Genomic DNA, 19,061 nt, shown 5'->3' with positions numbered 1-19,061 from the left:
CAGGGCTAGAAGCCGAAGTGGGGGCGCAACTCAGGCGGCTGGCCCGCGATCCGGTGTTCCTGGCGCTGGTCGCGGCGGTTTTCGCCGCGCTCCTGCTGTTCGTGGTCTACCCGCTGGCGCAGGTCCTGATCACCAGCTTCCAGGGCGATGCGGGATGGACGTTCGCGCATTACGAGCGCATCGTCCAGCGCCGCCTGTACCTGAATGCCTTGCTCAACAGCCTGGAAGTGGCGCTGACGGTGGGCGTGGCCAGCGTGATACTGGGCTATCTGCTGGCCTTCGTGCTGGGTCGCGGCGCCGTACCGCTGAAAAAGCCCCTGCACATGGCGGCCATGCTGCCCATCATCTCGCCGCCCTTCGTCACGGCGGTGTCCATATTGCTGTTGTTCGGCTTCAATGGCCTGGTGACGCGCCGGCTGCTGCATTTGCAGGACTTCAATATATACGGCTACCGCGGCGTGGTGCTGTCGCAGATATTCACTTTCGCGCCCATTGCCTATCTGTCCCTGCGCGGCGTGCTGCAGTCCATGGACACGACGCTGGAAGACGCCGCCTTCAATATGGGGGCGAGCCGCTGGCAGGTGTTCCGCCGGGTCACGCTGCCCTTGTCGCTGCCCGGCATCGCCGGCGCTTTCCTGGTGGTGTTCATCGAATCACTGGCCGATTTCGGCAACCCGCTGGTGCTGGCGGGCGCGCGCTTTCCGATGCTGGCCACCCAGGCCTATCTGGAAATCACCGGCTCTTTCGATCTGCCGCTGGGGGCGGCGCTGGCCGTGGTGCTGCTGATTCCCAGCATCACCGCGTTCGCGATCCAGCGCTACTACATTTCGCGGCGCCAGTATGTCACGGTCACCGGCAAGCCCACGCATTCGACGTCGCGGCTGCTGGGTCGGCGCACGCTGCGGCTGCTGTATGCGCTGGTGCTGCTGTTCGCCCTGGCCATCGCCATGTTCTACGCGGTGATCGCGGTCGGCGCCTTCACCAGGGTATGGGGCAGCGACTACACGCCGACGCTGGAGCATTTCCGCTATGTGTTCCAACTGGGCTTCGATGCCGTCAAGGACACGCTGGTCATTGCGCTGCTGTCCACGCCGATCAGCGGCGTGCTCGGCATGCTGATCGCCTTCATGGTGGTGCGCGGCGCCTTTCCGGGAAAAAGCCTGATGGAATTCGGCTCGATCCTGAATTTCGCCGTGCCCGGCACGGTCGTGGGCATAGGCTATGTGCTGGCTTTCAACGGGCCGCCGCTGATCCTCACCGGCAGCCTGGCCATCCTGGTGCTGGCCTTCGTCTTTCGCTACATGCCGGTGGGCATCCAGTCGGGCATGGCCGTGCTGCGCCAGATCGACCCGGCCATCGAAGAGGCCGCCCGCAACCTGGAGGCGAGCAGCCTGCAGACCTTCCGCAAGATCACGCTGCCGCTGGTGGCGCCGGCCTTTTTCTCGGGCCTGGTCTACGCCTTCGTGCGGGCGATGACGGCGATCAGCGCGGCCATCTTCCTGGTGTCGGCCGACTGGAACCTGATGACGGTGCAGATACTGAGCCAGGTGGGCTCGGGGCGCCTGGGGGTGGCCGCGGCCTTCAGCGTGCTGCTCATTGTGATAGTGGTGATCGCCATAGGGGTGATAGGCAAGCTTGTCGACCGGCTCGCGCCGAGCGGCACGCACGGGAGCATGGCATGACCGTGAAAGACCTGAGACTGGTCGATTTGCGCAAGGAATTCACCAGCCGCGACCAGGCGGGGCAACGCGCCGTGGCGGTCGACGGCGTCAGCCTGGAAGTGGAAAAGGGACAGCTCGTCACCTTGCTGGGCCCCTCGGGCTGCGGCAAGACCACGCTGCTGCGCATGATCGCCGGCTTCGAGGAACCCACCAGCGGCGACATTTATTTCGGCGAGCGCCGCGTCAACGACGATCCGCCCAATGCGCGCGACGCGGCCATGGTGTTCCAGTCCTATGCCATCTTCCCGCACCTGAATGTCTTCGAGAACGTGGCATTCGGCCTGCGGCTGCGCCGCGTGCCGGCCGCCGAGCTGCGCGATCGCGTCGGCCGCGCCCTGGAAATCACCGGCCTCGCCGGCCTGGCGCGGCGCTCGCCCGACCAGTTGTCGGGCGGCCAGCAGCAGCGCGTGGCGCTGGCGCGCTGCATCGTCATGGAACCGCGCCTGCTGCTGTTCGACGAGCCCCTGTCCAACCTGGATGCCAAGCTGCGCGAGCAGATGCGCGTCGAGATCCGCGAGCTGCAGCAGCGCGTCGGCATCACCACCGTGTACGTCACGCATGACCAGGTCGAGGCCATGAGCATTTCCGACCTGATCGTCATCATGAACGCGGGCTCGGCCGAACAGATCGGCCGGCCCGACGAAATCTACGCGCGGCCGCACAGCCGCTTCGTGGCCGACTTCCTGGGCAAGGCCAATTTCGTGCAGGCGCGGGTGATCGACGCCGCGCATGTCGAGGTCGGCGGCGCCGTGCTGCAGGTGCGGCCGCACGAAAGGGCGGCCGACGAGACGGCGACCGTGGTGCTGCGTCCCGAAGCCCTGGCCGTGGACCGAGCCTCGGGCATGTTGCGCGGCACGACGCGGCGCGTGATGTTCCTGGGCAGTATCGCGGAATACCTGGTGGAAGTGCCCGGGGTGGGCGAACTGCTGGTGGACCATGCCAATCCCGCGGCCGGCACGCTGCTGGCGGTGGGCGAGCCGGTGTTCCTGACGCCGGCGCCCGCCTGCGCGACCGTTTTGTAGCGGGCCGCGGCCCGATTGCCGCAATCGGCCCCTTGCCGCGTCCGCTGGCCGCGCTGCGCGGTCAGGCGGCCCCGCAGCATCCGCCTGCTCGACCGGGCGCAGCAACGATTCTTACTGCGCAGCCCGCTAGGGCTGCAGCACGCACGCCACCGCCGCCGCGACTTCGGCGGCGCTGTCCGGCCCGAGTATGGTGACGTGGTCGCCCTGCACGTGGTGCACCGGTATGGAGGTATCGGTGAATTCGCCCCAGCCCAGGTCGGCCAGCGCCAGTTGGCGGTTTTCCGCGTCGCCCAGGTCCGAGTGCAAGGGGGCACTGGCCCGGATCAGCGCCAGCTTCAGGCCCGGCACCGGCTCGGGCCTGGGCGCATAAGCCAGATAGGCGTCGTACTGGACCAGGCTGGTGCGATGGGCGCGCTCCAGCCAGCGCGCGCCCGCCGCCGGCGGCAGGATGCGCGCCGCGTGCAGGCGCTGCGTGGCGAAATCGAAACGCTCGGCGGCGGGCAGGGCAAGCAGTTCTTCCATGTCCAGCACGGGCTCCAGGCCCTGGAAGCGGGCGCGCACATCGGCCATGCGCGCCAGCCATTGTGCATGCGCCCGGTCGGAGTCGGCGTCCAGCACCGACGCGCGTTCCAGCGGCGCAGGGGTGTCTATGATCACCACGGTTTCGGGAGCCTGGCCCTGCGCAGCCAGTTGACGCGCCATTTCGAAGGCGACGATGCCGCCGAAGGAGTAGCCGCCGATCCAGCGCGGCCATGGTTGGCCGCGCACCTGCAGGGCTTGCAGGTTGGCCTGCGCCAGGGCCTCGACGCTGGACAAAGGTTCTTGCCCTTCTTCGAGGCCGGCCGCCTGGATCGCCCAGAACGGGATGGACGCCGGCATGGCGCGCGCCAGGTCGAGGAACACGCTGACGTCGCCCGCCACCGGGTGCACGCATATGAAGGGATCGGCCGTGCCGGGACGCTCGCCATGGGCGGACGCAGGGCCGGCGGACACGCTGCCGGGGCCGCTTCGGCTGGCCCCGGCACTCGGGGCCGGCGCCGCGTTCATGGGCACGATGGGAGTCCAGGCCTGGCCGGATTCGATGGCCCGGGCCAGCGCAGCCACGGAGCGGTGTTCGAGCAGCAGCGAAATCGGCACCGGGCGTTCCAGCGCCTGCTCGAGCCTCGCGGCGAGTTGCACCAGCGCCAGCGACGTGACGCCCAGCCGCCAGAAATCGGTGTCCAGGTCTGCGGCCGCGTCGCCCTGCGCGGCGGTGTCGGCCAGGTCGGCGACCGCCGCCGCGATGCGGGCTTCGAAGGTGCTGCGCGGCCGGGTGGCAAAGCGCAGCGCCCGGCGCTCTGGCGCAAGGGCGCCGGCCGCGGCGGCGGGGTGCGCCTCGGGCCGCGGCAGCGAACCGATGTGCGCTTCGGCGGCCAGCGGCAAGGCCGCTAGTATGCCCGCCACGGCGCGCAGCACTTCATCGCCGTCTTCCAGCTCGCGCCCGTCTTCGGGCTGCACCAGCGACAGCACGATCGAATCGCCGGGCACGGCGATGAATGTGAGATCGTAGGCGGTCTTGAGGCGCGAGTGCACGGGCTCGGCGACGAGGCCCTGGGCGCCGCTCCAGGCGCTGGTTCCGGACGCGATGTTCTCTACCACTACCAGCGTGTCGAAGAGGGCGCCGGCGCGCGTGCCGCGGCCGGCCGCCTCGGCCACCGCGGTGGCCGGCAGGTGCGCGTGCGCCTGCAACTGGCCCAGCAGCGCCTGCATGGCGGCAAGCCGCTCGCCGCAAGCCGCCGCGTCCGCCACGTCCAGGCGCACCGGTAGATTATTGATGAACAGGCCCACGATGTTCTCGACGCCTGCGATGCCGGCGGGGCGCCCCGATACGGTAGTGCCGAAGACCACGTCGCTGCTGCCCAGGCGCGCGCCCAGCCATACCGCCCAGGCGAAGTGCAGGGTGGCGGCCAGGGTCAGGCCGCGGCGGCGCGCGAATGCCGTCAGCGCACGGCTGGCGGCCCGGTCCAGCGCGAGGCGCGAGGTGCCGAACGAACGGGCCGGGCCTTGCGGCGGCGCGTGCAGCCGGCGCTCTTCGGGCAGGCCGGCCAGCAGTTCAGCAAAGAAGCGCCGGCTGGCTGTCTGGTCGGCCTGCGCCAGCCAGGCGATATAGCTGCGGTAGGGTACGGGCTCGTCGAACAGCGGCGGGCGGCCGCGATAGGTTTCGTAGGCGGCGCGCACTTCGCGCTCCAGGCGCCCCAGGCACCAGCCATCCACCAGCAGGTGATGGAAGCTGGACACCACATAGGTTTCGTCGGGCGCGCAGCGGATGACGCGCAGCCGCACCAGCGGCGCTTGTTCCAGGCGGAAGCCCTGGGCCCGGTCGCGCGCCAGGAAGTCTTCCAGCCGCGCGGCGTCGAAGGCCGGCCAGGTCTCGGATTCCATGGGCAGCGCCACACTGCGGTGCACGACCTGCAGCGGCCGCGCCAGGCCGCGCCAATGGAACGCGGTGCGCAGCACATCGTGCCGCTCGAACACCGTGGCCCATGCATGGTGGAAAGCCTCGAGATCCAGGGGCCCGCGCATGCGCACGCAGCTCTGCTCGAAATTGATCTCGGAATGTTCGGCGGCCAGGCTGTGGACCAGCATGGCCTCTTGCATAGGCGACAGCGGATAGATGTCCTGGATGTCGGAGCCATCGGCAATAATGCCCGCGAGTTCCGCGTCGGACAGCGCGGCCAGCGGGAAGTCGGCCGGCGTGTACAGCACGGTCCGGTCTTCGGCGGCCAGGGCCGTGGCGGCGTCGAGTTCGGCCGCCACGCGGCGCAGCAGCTCGGCCGCGCCGCAGGGCGGCTCGGCGCCGAACCATTCCAGGGCGACACGCCCGCCGTGCGCGCGAGCCAGCAGCATGCCGCGCACCGAAGGGCTGAAGCCGGGCAGGGAATGCAGGCGCATGGCGGGGTGTGCCGCGGCGGCGTCGGACCAGGCTACGCCCAGCGTGGCGGCGGGCAGGTCGAAGGTCTGTCCCAGCACCCTGTAGACCGGAGCGCCGGCCTGTACGGCCTGGCGCGCGGATTTGATGGCGCGCAGGCGCTCGGTCGCCGGCATCGGGCCTGTGGGGGCGAGCATCAATAGCGGCGCGTCCAGCATGCCGACCAGCCAGTCGTGAGCAGGAGCATCGGGAGGGAGGATGCCGCGTCCGTTCAGGGCTTCGATCAGGACGCCGGCCTCGTCGCCCGGCGCTTGCTGCAGCGCGGCGGCCAGGGCCGAGGCCAGCAGGTCGAGCGGCGTGACGCGCAGCCGTTTTGTGAAGTTTTCGGCCAGTGCCGCCGAGGCGCCCGCGTCCAGCAGGCTCTGTGCCGCGGCGCGCGCGTGGCTGGCCTCGGATTCGCGCAAGGCCGGCTGCGCGGCCGCGCGCATGGCCTGGCTTTCCAGGGCGGCCAGCGCGCCGTCGGCCGCCTGGCGGTCGGCATAGGCCTGCAGCCATTGCAGCCACAGGCCATAGCCGGCCTCGGGCGCTGCCAATGCCGCGCCGCCGGACTTGAGCGCGATTTCCAGCTCGGCGACGATCACGGCCGCGCTGTGCTCGTCCGCCGCGGCGCGATGCAGGGCGACCACGGCTACCGGCCCGTTCGCCGGGCCGCGGTCCACCAGCGTGGCGGCGATCATTACGCCCTTGTGCGGGTCTAGTCCGCGTCCTATGCGCTCGGCGTGCGCCGCGACCCAGTCGTCGATCTGCGTATCGTCCAGGCCCGGCGCTTCGACGGTGCGGATGGGCAGTTGCGCCACATAGGCCATGATTTCCAGGCGGCTGGATTCGCCGTCGCGGATCGTCCGCAGGCGCAGGGCTTCGTGGCGTTCGGCCAGTAGCTGCGTGGCGAAGGCCAGTTCCGCGATGCTCACGGGCCGGTCCAGCGCCAGGCTGGCCAGCATATAGGATGGCCGGGCGCCGGATTGATCGGGCTGCGCCTGCGGCAACAGCTCGGCGGCGAAGACTTGTTCGGTTCCGCCGCGCCGCTGGCGCGGCTGGCGAGCGGCGCCGGCCGCGGCCGCCAATCGTTCGATGGACTGGAGCTGGAATACGTCCGTGGGCGTCAGCGGCAGTCCTGCGTCCACGGCGCGCGCCGCCATGCGTATGGCCAGGATGGAATCGCCGCCCACGTGGAAGAAGTCGTCAGTGACGCTGATCGAATCCAGGCCCAGCAGTTCCCGCCATATGCCATGCAGCGTGGCTTCTTCTTCGGTGCGCGGCGTCACGATTTGCGCGGACCTGTCGTAGTGGCGGTCTTCGACCGGCGGCAAGGCCTTGCGGTCGACCTTGCCGTTCAGGTTGAGCGCCAGGGATTCCGCGGCCACATAGGCCTGCGGTAGCATGTGCGAGGGCAGCAGCGGTTCGAGGAATTGCCGCAGTTCCGCCGGCGCAGGCGCGGGTGCCGTATGCGGCACCACATAGGCGACGATGCTGCGTTCGCCGCCGGCCTGGCGCGGCGCTGCCACATGGACCGCGCGCAGCGCCGGATGGCGGCCGAGCGCGGCGGCGATTTCGTTGAGCTCGATGCGAAAGCCGCGCACCTTGACCTGGTCGTCGGTGCGTCCGGCGAACAATATCGTGCCGTCCGGCCGCCAGCGGCCGTGGTCGCCGGTGCGATACATGCGCGCGCCGTCGATGCCCGCATAGGGGTCGGGCAGGAAGGCGGCGGCGGTGCGTGCGGGGTCTCCGACATAGCCCAGTGCGACGCCCGCGCCGCCCACATAGATCTCGCCGTTCACGCCGGCCGGCAGCGGCTGGCCGCGGCGATCCAGGATATAGGCGGTACTGTTGGCGATGGGGCGGCCTATCGGTATCGTGGGGCTGTCCGGGTCCAGGCCGCCCATGTCGAAGGTGGTGCTGAAGGTGGTGTTCTCGGTCGGCCCGTAGCCGTTCATGAGCCGCAGGCCCGAGCCCGCGCAGGCGGCCATGACCGCGCGTGCCGCGGCCGGATTGACGGCATCGCCGCCGGTGAGCACCAGCCGCTGCCCGGCGAAGACGGCCGGATCTATGCCGGCGATCTCGTGGAACAGGCCCGCGGTGATCCACAGCAAGGTGATGTCGCGTTCGGCCAGGGTGCGCCGCAGCTCGGCGACTTCCAGCATGGCGCGGCGCTCGACGATGACGGCGGTGCCGCCATTGAGCAGCGGCGCCCAGAGTTCCAGCGTGGACGCATCGAAGGAGGGATTGGAATAGACGGCGGCGCGCGTATGCGGACCGAAGTCGGCGAAGTCGGCGTTGCGGACCAGGCGTGCGATGGCCTTGTGCGGTACGGCCACGCCCTTGGGTTCGCCGGTGGAGCCCGAGGTGAACATGACGTAGGCAGCGCCGGATGCGGGCCCCGCCGTGTAGGCGCGAGGCTCGAGCTGCGCCGCCAGGGCCTCGAGTCGCGGAGCTTCCAGTACGGCCGCCGCGCCATAGGTTTCCGACGCGTCGGCGTCCTGCAGGATGACCGCGCGGGCGCCTACGGCGGCGGCGAGCCGCGCGCGGTGGGCATGCGGGTGGGAGGGATCCAGCGGCACATAGGTGGCGCCGATTTCCAGGATGGCCAGCACCAGCGAAATATAGCGGGCCGACAAGGGGACGATGAGCACCACCGCGTCGCCCGCCTGCACGCCCTGCGCCGCGAGCGCGGCGGCCAGGCGACCGGCCCGCTGCGCCAGTTCGGCATAGCTGAGTTGCGTGCCGCCCTCGTCCACTGCGGGGCGGTCGGGATATCGTGCCGCGGTTTCGGCATACAGCGCGGCCACCGAGCTGTCGGCCGGATAGGGGCGGCGATTGTCGTTGTAGCGGGCGATGAGTTCGCGCCCCGCGCGGGCATCGACCAGGGGCAGGTCGCCCAGCGCCAGGGAGGGTTCGCGGACCACGGCGTCGGCCACTGCGGCGAACCAGGCAAGCAGGCCTTGTATGCTGGATTGCTCGAACAGGGACGGGTCGTAGCGGCACCAAAGCTCGGTGCCTTGCGCCTGCTGGCGGTAGACAAAGGAAATATCGGACTTGGCGGCCTGCTCGGCCTGGTCGTCCACGACGGCGAAGCGCGAGCCGTCGGCGGCCGCCAGCGGCTCGCCGGATTGCTCCAGCGCCCCGAACAGCACCTGCATGAGCGGCACCACGTCGGTGCGGCGCTCGATGCCGATCGCTTGGACGATGCGCTGGAAAGGCACGTCGCGGTGGCGCACCCCGTCCAGGAACGTGCGGTGCACCCCGGCCAGCAGCGTCTCGAAGCCCGTATCGGGCGTGCAGGCCAGGCGCAGCGGCAAGGTGTCGACCAGCAGGCCCACCAGCCGCGCGAGTTCGGGGCGGGTGCGCTTGGACACAGGCACGGTGACCACCAGGTCGTCGAGCCCGCTCCAGCGATGCAGCACCGCGAAGAATATCGCCAGGAACGCCATGAAGGGCGTGGCGCCGTGCCTGCGCGCCATGTCGTCGAGCCCGGCCGCGGTCGAGGCGGGCAGCGTCAGGCGCGCCGTCGCGCCTTGCGCGCGCACGAGGTTCATGCCGCGGCGCCGGTCCAGCGGCAGGTCGAGCAGCGGCGGGACGTGCTGCAGTTGTTCGCGCCAATAGCGCAGCGCCTCGGCCAGCGCGGGAGAATCGGCCTCGCCGTATTGCTCTTGTTCCCAGTCGGCGTAATCGGGATATTGCAGCGGCAGTTCGGGCCAGCGCGGCTCGGCACCGCTCTTGCTGGCGTCGTAGGCGGCGACCAGGTCTTCGAGGAATATCGGCAGGGAAGTGCCGTCGGCCACGGCATGGTGCAGTACCACCACCACGGCCAGGCTGCAGCCTGCCGCATCAGGGTCGGACGGGCGCAGCAATTGCGCCGCGCACAGCGGGCCGCGATCCAGGTCGAAAGGCTGCGCCGCCAGGGCCGTCACGCTTTCGGCCAGGGCCTGCCGCCATTGCGTGCGATCGGAGGCATTGAGCCGCAGCGTCGGAATGTCGATCTGCAGATGATCGCGCACCGCCAGCACCGGCACGCCCTCGGCCAGCGGCAAGGCGGCGCGCAACACGTCATGGCGATCGATCACCGCCTGCAGCGCGCGGCGCAGCGCGCCTTCGTCGACCGGGCCGGAGATCTCGACCGCCAGCGGCACCGCATATTCGATGCCGCCCGGCTGCAGCAGGTCGAGATAGCGCAACTGGCGCTGGGCGAACGACGCCGCCGCGACGTAGCCGCTGCTCACGACGTCTGCCCCGGGGCCGATACGGCGGACAGGTCGACTCGCGCCCGCTGCCGCTTGCGGATGGCCGGGGCCTCGCCCGCCTCGCGCCCGCCGACGCGCAGCGCGAAGTTGGCCAGGCGCGGGGCCTCGAACAAATCGATCAGGTCGACGGCGAGCTTCAGGTCGCGCCGCAGGCGCGACACCACTTGCATGGCGTCCAGCGAGCGCCCGCCTATGGCGAAGAAGTCGTCGTGCCGGCCCACCGTGCCGCAGCCCAGCACGGCCTGCCAGATCTGGGCGATGGCCTGTTCGGCCCCGGCCTCGGGGGCTTCGGCGACGCTTTCGCGCAGGCGCGGCTGCGGCAGTGCCTGGCGGTCGACCTTGCCCGCGGCGGTGCGCGGCAGGCGCTCGTGCAATACCACGCTGTGCGGCACCATGTAGGCGGGCAGCAGCCGTTGCGCGTGGCGCAGTATGGCTTCTTCGGGCGGCAGTTCCGGGCCGGCCACATGCGCCACGATGCGTGCCGGAGCCTGCGGCGACGCGCGCTGCGCCATCACGACCGCTTCCCTCACCCCTGCCAGTTCCTGCAGGCAGGCGGCGATCTCGGCCAGTTCGATACGGTAGCCGCTGATCTTGACCTGGTCGTCGGAACGGCCATGAAAGCGCAGCCGGCCGTCGAAGCCGCGCACCACGCGGTCGCCGCTGCGGTAGGCCACCCGGTAGCCGGCCTCGTCATGGAAAGGGTTGGCGACGAAGCGCTCGGCGCTAAGGTCGGGGCGCCCCACATAGCCTTGCGCAACCCCCGGCCCGGCGATCAGCAGTTCGCCCGCCGCCCCGGGAGGGCAGAGCCGGCCGCGGCCGTCGGCTATATAGGCGCGCATGCCGGGGATGGCGCGGCCTATGGCCACCGGGCCGTTCTCGCCGGCGGCGCAGAGTTCGTAAGTGGCCCAGACCGTGGTTTCGGTGGGGCCGTATTCGTTGCTCAGCACGACGGCGGGCAGCCGGGCGCAGTGGCGCTCGACCAGGTCGCGCGGGCAGGCCTCGCCCGCGACAACGGCCATTTTCATGCTGGCGAAATCGGCAGCGGCGCCGGCCGACAGCAGCAGGCTCCATTGCGAGGGAATCATGATGGTCTGGGTCACGCCCCGGTCGCGGATCAGTGCGGCCAGGCGGTCGGGATCGGTGGCTTCTATGGGCTTGGGCAGCACCAGTGTGCCCCCGATGGACAGGGTGCCGAAGATGCCGGTGACCGAGCCGTCGAAGATCAGCGGGAAGCTCAGCAACAGGACCTGGTTGGGCCGGCCCGGATAGGCGGCGTTGCGCGCCGCCACGTGATAGGCCAGGTTGCCATGGCTGACCGAGACGCCCTTGGGTTTCCCGGTAGAGCCCGATGTAAAGATCACATAGGCTTCGTCTTCCAGGGCCGGCGGCGCGGCAGTCGAGCCAGGCGCCGCCGCCGGGGCAGGGGCTTCCGTAGCGGGCCGGCCCGAGGCTGGGTCGGACATACCCGGAAGCGCTGCGTGCGTAGCTTCTGGGCCCGGGGCCGGCCCAGCCGAAACTATCCCGCCCGCTGCGACGATGGGCGCGCCCGCCAGTTCGCCGCCTTCTTGGTCCGCCAGCACGGCGGCCAGGCCTGCCTGTTCGACGATATACGCCTTGCGCTCGTCGGGTGCGTCCATGTCCAGCGGCACATAGGACGCGCCGCTATGCAGGATGCCGATTATTGCCGCGATGGCCAGCGGCGTGCGCTCGAGATACACCCCGACCCGGGCTCCGCGTCCGATGCCGCGCTGCGCCAGGCGCTGCGCCACCGCCGTGGCCGTGGCGGCCAGTTCGGCGTAGCTCAGGCGCTGTTCGCCCCATGCCGCCGCGATGGCATGGGGTTGGGCCGCCGCATGTGCGAGTATGTCGGCGACCACGCTTTGCCGCACAGCCTGTAGCGGCACGGGAGAGCCCGCGTCTTGCAGCAGCGATGCGTGGACGGATGCCGGCAGCGTGTCGATGGCCGCGACCGGAGTGCTGGCCTGGTCCGGCAGCGCCGCCAGGGTATGCGCCAGCATGTCCAGCCGCAGGGCGGCGTCGGCGGCATCGCGCAGCTTGCTGTCGAACATGAGCAGCAGGCTGAGCTCGCCCTCTTGCCGCTCGACCATGAGGTTCAGGGGCATGTCGGGCAGAGTGGTGTCGCCGCTGTGGGCCAGCGCCAGGCCGCTGCCCTCGAGCGCGGCGGCGATGTCCAGGGGATAGTTCTGGTAGCCCACCAGGCTGTCGAAAGGCAGGCTGTCGCGCGGCAGGCCGAGCAGTTCGCGTAGTTCGTCCATGCCCAGTGTTCCGGCTTCGCGCGCTTGCGCCGCTTCGGCCTGCAGGGCTTCCAGCCAGGCGCCCAGCGGGGTGTCGTCGATGCGCGCCAGCACCGGCTGGATGCGTATTTGTATGCCCACCAGGCGGCTGTCGCCGTCCCGGTCGAGCTGCGCGGGTCGCAGCGTCTCGACCGCGCCGAAAAGCTGGCCGGCGTGGCCGTCGAGCCGGCTGCCGACCATGGCCCAGGCGCCTTGTATCACGGTATTGAGCGTTACCTTGCAGGCGCGGGCCAGCTCTTCGAGGCGCTGTACGGCTGCTTGCGGCACGCGGCGTTCAATGGCCTGGATCTCGGGGCTGGGCGCGCCTTGGCTAAGCCGTGTCTCGCCTGCCGCGCCGTCTTCCAGCGGATGCCGGGCCAACAGCGCTCGCCAGTATTCCGTGGCCGGAGCGTGCGCGGTGGTTTTTTCCCAGTCGACATAGGCGCGGAAGGACGGCGCGGCGGGAAGCGCCGCTGCTTGGTTCCGGCACAGGCCCTTATACAGCGCGAACACTTCTTCGATGATGATGCCGAGCGACCAGCCGTCCACGGTCAGGTGGTGGCGGGTCCAGACGACGATGTGGCGTTGCGGCGCGATACGCAACAGGGCGATGCGCATCAGCGGGGGTTTCTTGAGTTCGAAGCCTTGCGCGCGGTCATCGGCCAGGAATGCCTCGAGGCGCCGGCGCCAGTCGGGCTCGGCGCTCCAGTCCTGGCGCTGGATCTTCAGGCTGGCCTGGCGGTGCACGACCTGGAACGGGTGGTCCTTGATGTCCCAGTGAAAGCCGCTACGCAGCGCCGCATGGCGGTCGACCACGGCCTGCCAGGCCGCGGCGAACTTCGTTTCGTCCAGCGCGCCGTCGAGCACGGCCCACCATTGGCCCATGTACAGCGGCTGTTCCGGATAGGCGAGGCAGCGCACCAGCAGGGCCTGCTGCATTCGGGTAAGGGGATAGGCGTCTTCGATGGGCCGCAGGGCGGGGGCGCCTGCATCGGGACTGCGGCCTGGCATGGCCGGGCCTGAGGGGAACTGGGCTGAGGTCATGTGCGTACCCGAAATCTGCGGCGCAAGAATCAAGGCCGGATCTGGCTACGCTGTTGGCGGATTCGAGGCCGTGGTGTACTACATGCCTGCAAACCGACCCGGCTCGTGATGAAAAGAAGAGGAAAAGCAGCGGAATCTACTAAATAGATACACGGTTTCGCCGCGCATGCGCGCGAGAATGCGGGCATGCGCGGGTACAGCCATGCAGGGAATTACAGGCTTTCGATGTAGAAGCCTTCGCCCTTGACGTCGCCGCTGGTGAACTTCATGAACTTCTCGACCCAGTGGCCGCCGGTCTTGGCGTTGGGGTTCTTCGAGAGGGCGTCGAACGAGGCTTCGTCTTTCCAGACGGTGGCCAGGCCGAACATGGAGGGATCTTTCTTGGAGCGCATCAGGCCGAAGCCGATGAGCCCGGGGACGTGGTCGCTGGGCTTGGAGCCGTCGTTGGGCAGCAAGGATTTTTCGAGCAGCGCACGGGCGTCTTTTTCGCTGCCTGCCTTGATGTTGGCACGGGTGATGGTCAAGAACATATCGGCCATAATGAATTCCTTTTTATGTGGGGGAAGTGGTGAATCTGCGGAACTAACAGGTGAGGAGCATTTCGTTTATCGCTTGTCTCGTGCGCGGCCTCCGTCACACGCGCAGTTTATGCTGGGGTTGTAAATACTGTCAATATTAGACATATTCCATACATGATAGTTACAGCTATGAGAAAAACTGTATCTTATGCAACAGGCTAGCTTTTTTATATGTAGATTTAATGTCTATACGCGAGATATAGACATCCGCTCGGGGAAAGCCGTCTTGCCAGGCTTTTGCGGGCTCGCGGGCAATCGTAAGGCTGCCCGGTGTCCGGCTGGCTTGGCGCCGGACGCCCGTGCGCGCAACTAGAGGCATCGCGCCGTGGCGCCCCGGCTCAGGCCACGCTGGCGGGAACGGGCCGGAATTCGGGAAACATGTCGCCGCGGATGGGGCCGCCTATGCGCAGGCTGATGTCCAGCCCGGCGCCGGCCAGCGCATCGATCATTTCCTGCCCGTGGCGGGCGACCACCGAGGCGTCGGTGACCCAGCGCGTGACGAAACGGCGCATGCAATGCCCGAAGCTGTTGCCGGGGGCTCCGTGGATGGTGCGCGCGTCGAACAGCACGCAGTCGCCGGGTTCCATGTCCCAGCCTATGATGTCGTAGGCGTCGCGGTCGGCCTCGATGTCGGGGATTTCGCCGAATTCCTCGGCGTCGGGGCGCGATTGGTCGCCGTGGAATTCAGCGTAGAAACGGTCGACCGCGGGCGTGTCGGCCGTGGGCGCCTCGAAGAAGGACTTGGGCATCAGGGCCTTGCCCCAGGCGTGCGAGCCGCGCACGAATTCCAGCGTCGCGGCGCGCGGCGTGGGGTCCAGAGCTACCCACAACGAGCAGAAGGGGCCGTCCACCACGGTGTCGTGGTGCCAGGGCGTGCGTTCGCCGCTGCCGGGGCGTTTCATGAACCAGGTGTCCTGCGCCAGCCGCACGCTGTCGGCGCGCATGGCCCGTGCGGCAATCGCGGCCGCCGGCGATTCCGTGCAGAAACGCTGGAATTCGGGAATATATCGGCGCGACCACATGTCGGACAGAAAGCCGCCGGTTTCGCCGCCCAGGTTGCGGAAGAAGGGGCTGGGGCTGGAGATATTGCGTTCGATTCCGCAGCGCAGCAATTCGAGCTGCTCGGGATCGATGGCGGCGCGCAGGCATATGGCGCCGTCGGCCTCGAAACGTTCGATGAAATCTTCCATTTCCGGTCCTCGGGTCTTTGATGCGCCGGCCGAGCCGGCGGAATATCGGCCGCCTTTGTGGGCCGGGCGGTAGGCGCCGGACACGCTACGCGTCGGGCGCCGGCGATTCTAAATAGAAATACAAAAATGCTACGCCAACTGCTAAGATATGTCCGAATTGATACAACATGTTAATAATATAACCTGTTTGTTCAGCCCTCATGACATGTCTTCAGCCATAGGCGCCCCTTTGTGTGATCCCGGTATTTCGAGCTCCTCGTGGATGTTGAGTCTGCGCCTTGCGGAGCCCGGACAGCCGACGTTCGTCTTTTTCCCGCATGCGGGCGGATCGCCATTGTCTATCGTCCGGCTGATGGCAGAGCTGCCCGACAGGGTCGGCGCCGCGGTGCTGGCCCTGCCGCGCGGCGGCGGCCTTGACGGCGGGGTGCCGCCGCGGCGCTGCACGCTCGCGGCCGATGCTGCGGCGGTCTCCTGGTTCGCGCTGGGCGTGCCGGCCGAGACGCGCCTGATCCTGGTGGGCAACAGCTACGGTGCGCTGCTTGCCTACGAAACCGCCAGGCGCCTGATAAGTGCCGGGGCGGCCATAGAGCGCCTGGTCGTCTCGGGGTTTCGTTCGCCGCGCCTGGCAGGCACCGAAGCTCCCTTGCATCGGCTGCCCCTGGCCAGGCTGCGTGCCGAGCTCGAAGCCCGCTACGGCAGCATGCCGGGCGACGGCCTCGAATGGCTCGATCTCGCCGAAGAGGCGCTACGCGCCGACCTCGAGTCCTGCGACACCTATCGCCATCCGCATGCGGACCGTTTGTCCATCCCCGTGGATGCCCTGCACTTGACGCAGGATTCCTCGGTTTCAAGCGACGAATTGGCCGCATGGGCGCAGGTCACTTCCGGGCCGTTCCGTGTACTGCAATTGGCGGCGGGCCATTTTCCTTGGGCCACGCAGCCAGGCGCGACGGCCCGCGTTCTTCTTCAGTCGGCAGGGTATGGCTGCGAGTCTACGCTCGCGGCGCATGCCTGAGCGTCGGCGATTTCAACATAACCAACAAATACGGAGCCGCACTCGAAAAGATAACCGCGTTGCCTCGCTTTGCCGCACGACTGGCGCTGTCTGCGGTTGCACGCCTTGTTCTCTTTTCGAGTTCGACTCCGTTTAATCCTCACCAGCGAGGTTCGATGTGATACAGCAAGTGCATGATCTCTTGCGGGGGCGGCCGAATTCTCCGCTCCGGCGGCTACAGCGCATCGAGCGGGTGGCCTCCGAGCTGCTCGGCATCGAAGCCGCAGCGGGCTCCCCGAGCCTGGCGAAGGCCGCGTTGGCCGACGTCCGCGCGCATCCCGGCAAAGCGGCGGGGCTCGCCTTGGTCGAGCGCCTGCTGTCCGAGCGCCTCGATTGCCCGCAGCCGGCGCTGGGCCTGATCGGCGTCGGCGTGTTTTACCTGGCCAGTGACGATCCCGACGCCAAGAATTTCTCGTTGGGGATGGATGACGTCAACGATCTTTCCGGGCTGGCGCAGCGCCTGGCGGCAAATGCCCCGCAGCCGCGCGATGCGGCACGGGCCGGGGCTTTCGTGCGTTTCCTGCACGATGCCTACGGCGCTGCAGTCTTGCAGGAATTCGCCCGCGCGATGCAGCCCGGCGTGTCCATGAGCGAGGTCTGCGGCAAGGTGACGGGCAAGTCCCTGGCGATGGTCGAACTGCAATGGAGCGAAACTCTGTCGCATGAGCCGCCGATGCGCGGCGTCCTGCCTTTCATGCGCTGGACGGCGGGGCTGCTGAAGCCTTACCGTTTCTTCTGCGGCATGCTGGTGGTGGGCATCCTGATCCAGACCCTGTACGCCGCTTTCATGCCGCTGTGGCTGCATCAACTGTTCGACGAAGGCATCACGCCGCACAATGCCGGCGTCATATGGCGCACCCTGGCTCTCTTGATCGGCGGTTTCCTGGTCACAGCCTCGGCCGGCCTGGCCATCGACTTCAGCGTTTCGACACTCGGGCCCCGGGCCCTGAACGACGTGCGGCGCCGGGTATTCGACAAGCTGCTGCTGCTGTCTTCGCGCACGCTGAACCGCTTCAAGGGCGGCGACATCGTGTCCATTTTCTCGACCGACATCTTCATCGTCGAGAATGCCGTCGTGCGTTCCGTGGCCGGCATCGTCGGCAAGGTTTTCCTGATGATCGGCTCGCTTGTCACGGCCGTGGACCTGGACTGGCGCATGGCGCTGGCCACTGTGCTGCTGCTGGCCATTGCCTTCTGGGCGCCGCGCCAGGTCGCCCGCTACGCGGTCAAGGCGGCCTACGAGCGCAAGGTCGAAGACGGCAAGCTGGCCGGCTTCATCAAGGAAACCGCCCAGTTGCTGCCGGTGATCCGTACGCTGGACATCGGCGAACACCGCCGCGGCATGTTCAACGAGTACGCCGACACGATCTATAAATCCAGCTATCGCCAGTACCTGATGGGCGAGCTCACCAGCCGCGCCACGGTGTTCTGCATCAGCGCGGCGCAACTGGGCATCATCGGCCTGGGGGCCGGCCTGTCGCTGACCGGCACCGTCTCCGGCGGCGTGGTGGTGGCCTACATCGGCTTGCTGCTGGCCATAGGCGGCGCGGCCGGCGGCATTGCGTCGCTGCTGCCGGCGGCCATCCAGGCGGTGGGCAGCTGGCAGCGCATCGAATCGCTGCTGGCGCGTCCGGCCGATGTGCCCGATGCGCAGCAGAATGCGGTGCCGAGCCTGCCGCTATCCCGGGTGGCGCTGCAGGACGTCACCTTCAGCTATACCGGCGAAAGGCTCAACCTGGACAATGTCACGCTCCAAACCCCGGTGCCGCGCCGGGTGGCTCTGGTGGGGCCGTCGGGCTCGGGCAAGAGCACAGTCATCAATCTGCTGTCGCGCAGCTACGATGCGCTGAGCGGCCAGGTGCTGCTCAACGACATCGACATACGCAAGATCGACAACCAGACGCTGCGTTCATTCATCGCGGTGGTCAATCAGGACACCACACTGTTCGAGGGATCGATCCGCTACAACATCGGGATCGGCCATATGGGCGCAACGGACGAGCAGATCGAGCAGGCTGCGCGCGATGCCGAGATCCACGACTTCATCACCACCTTGCCCAATGGCTACGACACCAATGTCGGCGAGGGCGGCAAGCTGCTGTCGGGCGGCCAGCGCCAGCGCATCGTCATCGCCCGCGCGCTGCTGCACGACCCGCAGATCCTGCTGCTCGACGAGGCCACTTCGGCGCTGGACGCCGAGGCCGAGGCGGCCATCAACGAGACGCTGGCCAAGATCAGCGCCAAGCGCATGATGTTCTCGGTGACGCACCGGCTCAATTCCTGCCCCGACATGGACATGATCTGCGTGTTCCGCGATGGCAAGCTGGTCGAGCAGGGCACTCACGACGAACTCCTGGCGCTGCGCGGCGTATACGCCGGCATGTGGGAAAAGCAGGCCGATATTTCCATCGGCAGTTCGGGCCAGGACGTCGAAATCAGCATCGAGCGCCTGCGCAAGATACCCTTGTTCGCCTCGGTGCCCCAGGACGACCTGGAAAGCATCCGCCACATGCTGCGCGTCGAGGAAGTGCCCGCCGATACCGTGCTCACCCTCGAGGGCACCACGACCGGGCGCTTCTACATCATCGCCCGCGGCATGGTCGAAAGCTCGGTGCTGCTGGGCGACGGCAGCGCGCTCATCATGGAAATCCTCGAGGTCGGAGACTTCTTCGGCGAATTCGCGCTGCTCGAGGGGATTCCGAATCCCACCACTTGCCGCACGCGCCTGCCCTGCCTGCTGCTGTCGCTCAGCCGCCAGGACTTGCGCCATGTGGCCGACCTGCACCGCACGGCCGACGAGCAGTCCGAACTCGAGAAAGAAATCGTCGCCACGCTGGACCGGCGGCTCGACGCCAAGCTCGAAGAACTGATAGGGCGGCGCATGGCCAGCCGGCAGCGCGGCAGCGCGGCTCGGCCCGCGGCAAGTTCCGCGGAATCGTCGGCTTGATGGAT

8 protein-coding genes are annotated in these 19,061 nt (G+C 68.3%); 4 read left to right on the top strand and 4 right to left on the bottom strand.

Annotated elements, in window-relative coordinates:
• Positions 1-17: 17 nt before the first annotated feature.
• Positions 18-1,682, top strand: coding sequence for an ABC transporter permease (locus KVP10_RS15930; protein WP_217965604.1), 1,665 nt, complete (start codon positions 18-20; stop codon positions 1,680-1,682).
• Positions 1,679-2,743, top strand: a complete 1,065-nt coding sequence (locus tag KVP10_RS15925) for an ABC transporter ATP-binding protein (RefSeq protein ID WP_217965603.1) — start codon at positions 1,679-1,681, stop codon at positions 2,741-2,743. The genes KVP10_RS15930 and KVP10_RS15925 overlap by 4 nt, the downstream gene beginning before the upstream one ends.
• A 126-nt stretch (positions 2,744-2,869) precedes the next feature.
• Here KVP10_RS15925 and KVP10_RS15920 read toward each other — a convergent pair whose 3' ends face one another.
• The 4 genes from KVP10_RS15920 to KVP10_RS15905 form a co-directional block, all read right to left on the bottom strand.
• On the bottom strand, positions 2,870-9,928 hold the full coding sequence (locus KVP10_RS15920) for a non-ribosomal peptide synthetase (protein ID WP_217965602.1): 7,059 nt from the start codon (positions 9,926-9,928) through the stop codon (positions 2,870-2,872).
• On the bottom strand, positions 9,925-13,287 hold the full coding sequence (locus tag KVP10_RS15915; protein WP_217965601.1) for a non-ribosomal peptide synthetase: 3,363 nt from the start codon (positions 13,285-13,287) through the stop codon (positions 9,925-9,927). Before KVP10_RS15915 ends, KVP10_RS15920 begins: the two co-directional genes overlap by 4 nt.
• 212 nt (positions 13,288-13,499) lie before the next feature.
• Positions 13,500-13,826 carry an antibiotic biosynthesis monooxygenase family protein gene (locus tag KVP10_RS15910; protein ID WP_217965600.1) on the bottom strand — a complete coding sequence of 109 codons (327 nt, stop codon included), beginning with the start codon at positions 13,824-13,826 and terminating at the stop codon, positions 13,500-13,502.
• Positions 13,827-14,203: 377 nt separating this feature from the next.
• Positions 14,204-15,055, bottom strand: coding sequence for a phytanoyl-CoA dioxygenase family protein (locus KVP10_RS15905; RefSeq protein WP_217965599.1), 852 nt, complete (start codon positions 15,053-15,055; stop codon positions 14,204-14,206).
• A gap of 148 nt (positions 15,056-15,203) precedes the next feature.
• On the opposite strand from KVP10_RS15905, the gene KVP10_RS15900 reads away from it, so the two are divergent.
• Both KVP10_RS15900 and KVP10_RS15895 read left to right on the top strand, forming a co-directional pair.
• Positions 15,204-16,070, top strand: a complete 867-nt coding sequence (locus KVP10_RS15900) for a thioesterase II family protein (protein WP_343218755.1) — start codon at positions 15,204-15,206, stop codon at positions 16,068-16,070.
• Positions 16,071-16,302: 232 nt separating this feature from the next.
• Positions 16,303-19,056, top strand: a complete 2,754-nt coding sequence (locus KVP10_RS15895; protein ID WP_217965597.1) for an ATP-binding cassette domain-containing protein — start codon at positions 16,303-16,305, stop codon at positions 19,054-19,056.
• Positions 19,057-19,061 lie beyond the last annotated feature (5 nt).

Origin of the sequence: Candidimonas humi (genome assembly GCF_019166065.1) — a bacterium.
Lineage (GTDB): Bacteria > Pseudomonadota > Gammaproteobacteria > Burkholderiales > Burkholderiaceae_B > Candidimonas > Candidimonas humi.
The sequence above is the reverse complement of the archived record's forward strand: the minus strand, read 5'-3'. Positions and strand labels throughout refer to the sequence as shown.

What these genes read in the sequence shown, in the direction of transcription:
- KVP10_RS15905 (WP_217965599.1), bottom strand. Translation starts at nt 15,055, where the DNA reads ATGGAAGATTTCATCGAACGTTTCGAGGCCGACGGCGCCATATGCCTG.
- KVP10_RS15915 (WP_217965601.1), bottom strand. Translation starts at nt 13,287, where the DNA reads ATGACCTCAGCCCAGTTCCCCTCAGGCCCGGCCATGCCAGGCCGCAGT.
- KVP10_RS15925 (WP_217965603.1), top strand. Translation starts at nt 1,679, where the DNA reads ATGACCGTGAAAGACCTGAGACTGGTCGATTTGCGCAAGGAATTCACC.
- KVP10_RS15910 (WP_217965600.1), bottom strand. Translation starts at nt 13,826, where the DNA reads ATGGCCGATATGTTCTTGACCATCACCCGTGCCAACATCAAGGCAGGC.
- KVP10_RS15900 (WP_343218755.1), top strand. Translation starts at nt 15,204, where the DNA reads ATGTCCGAATTGATACAACATGTTAATAATATAACCTGTTTGTTCAGC.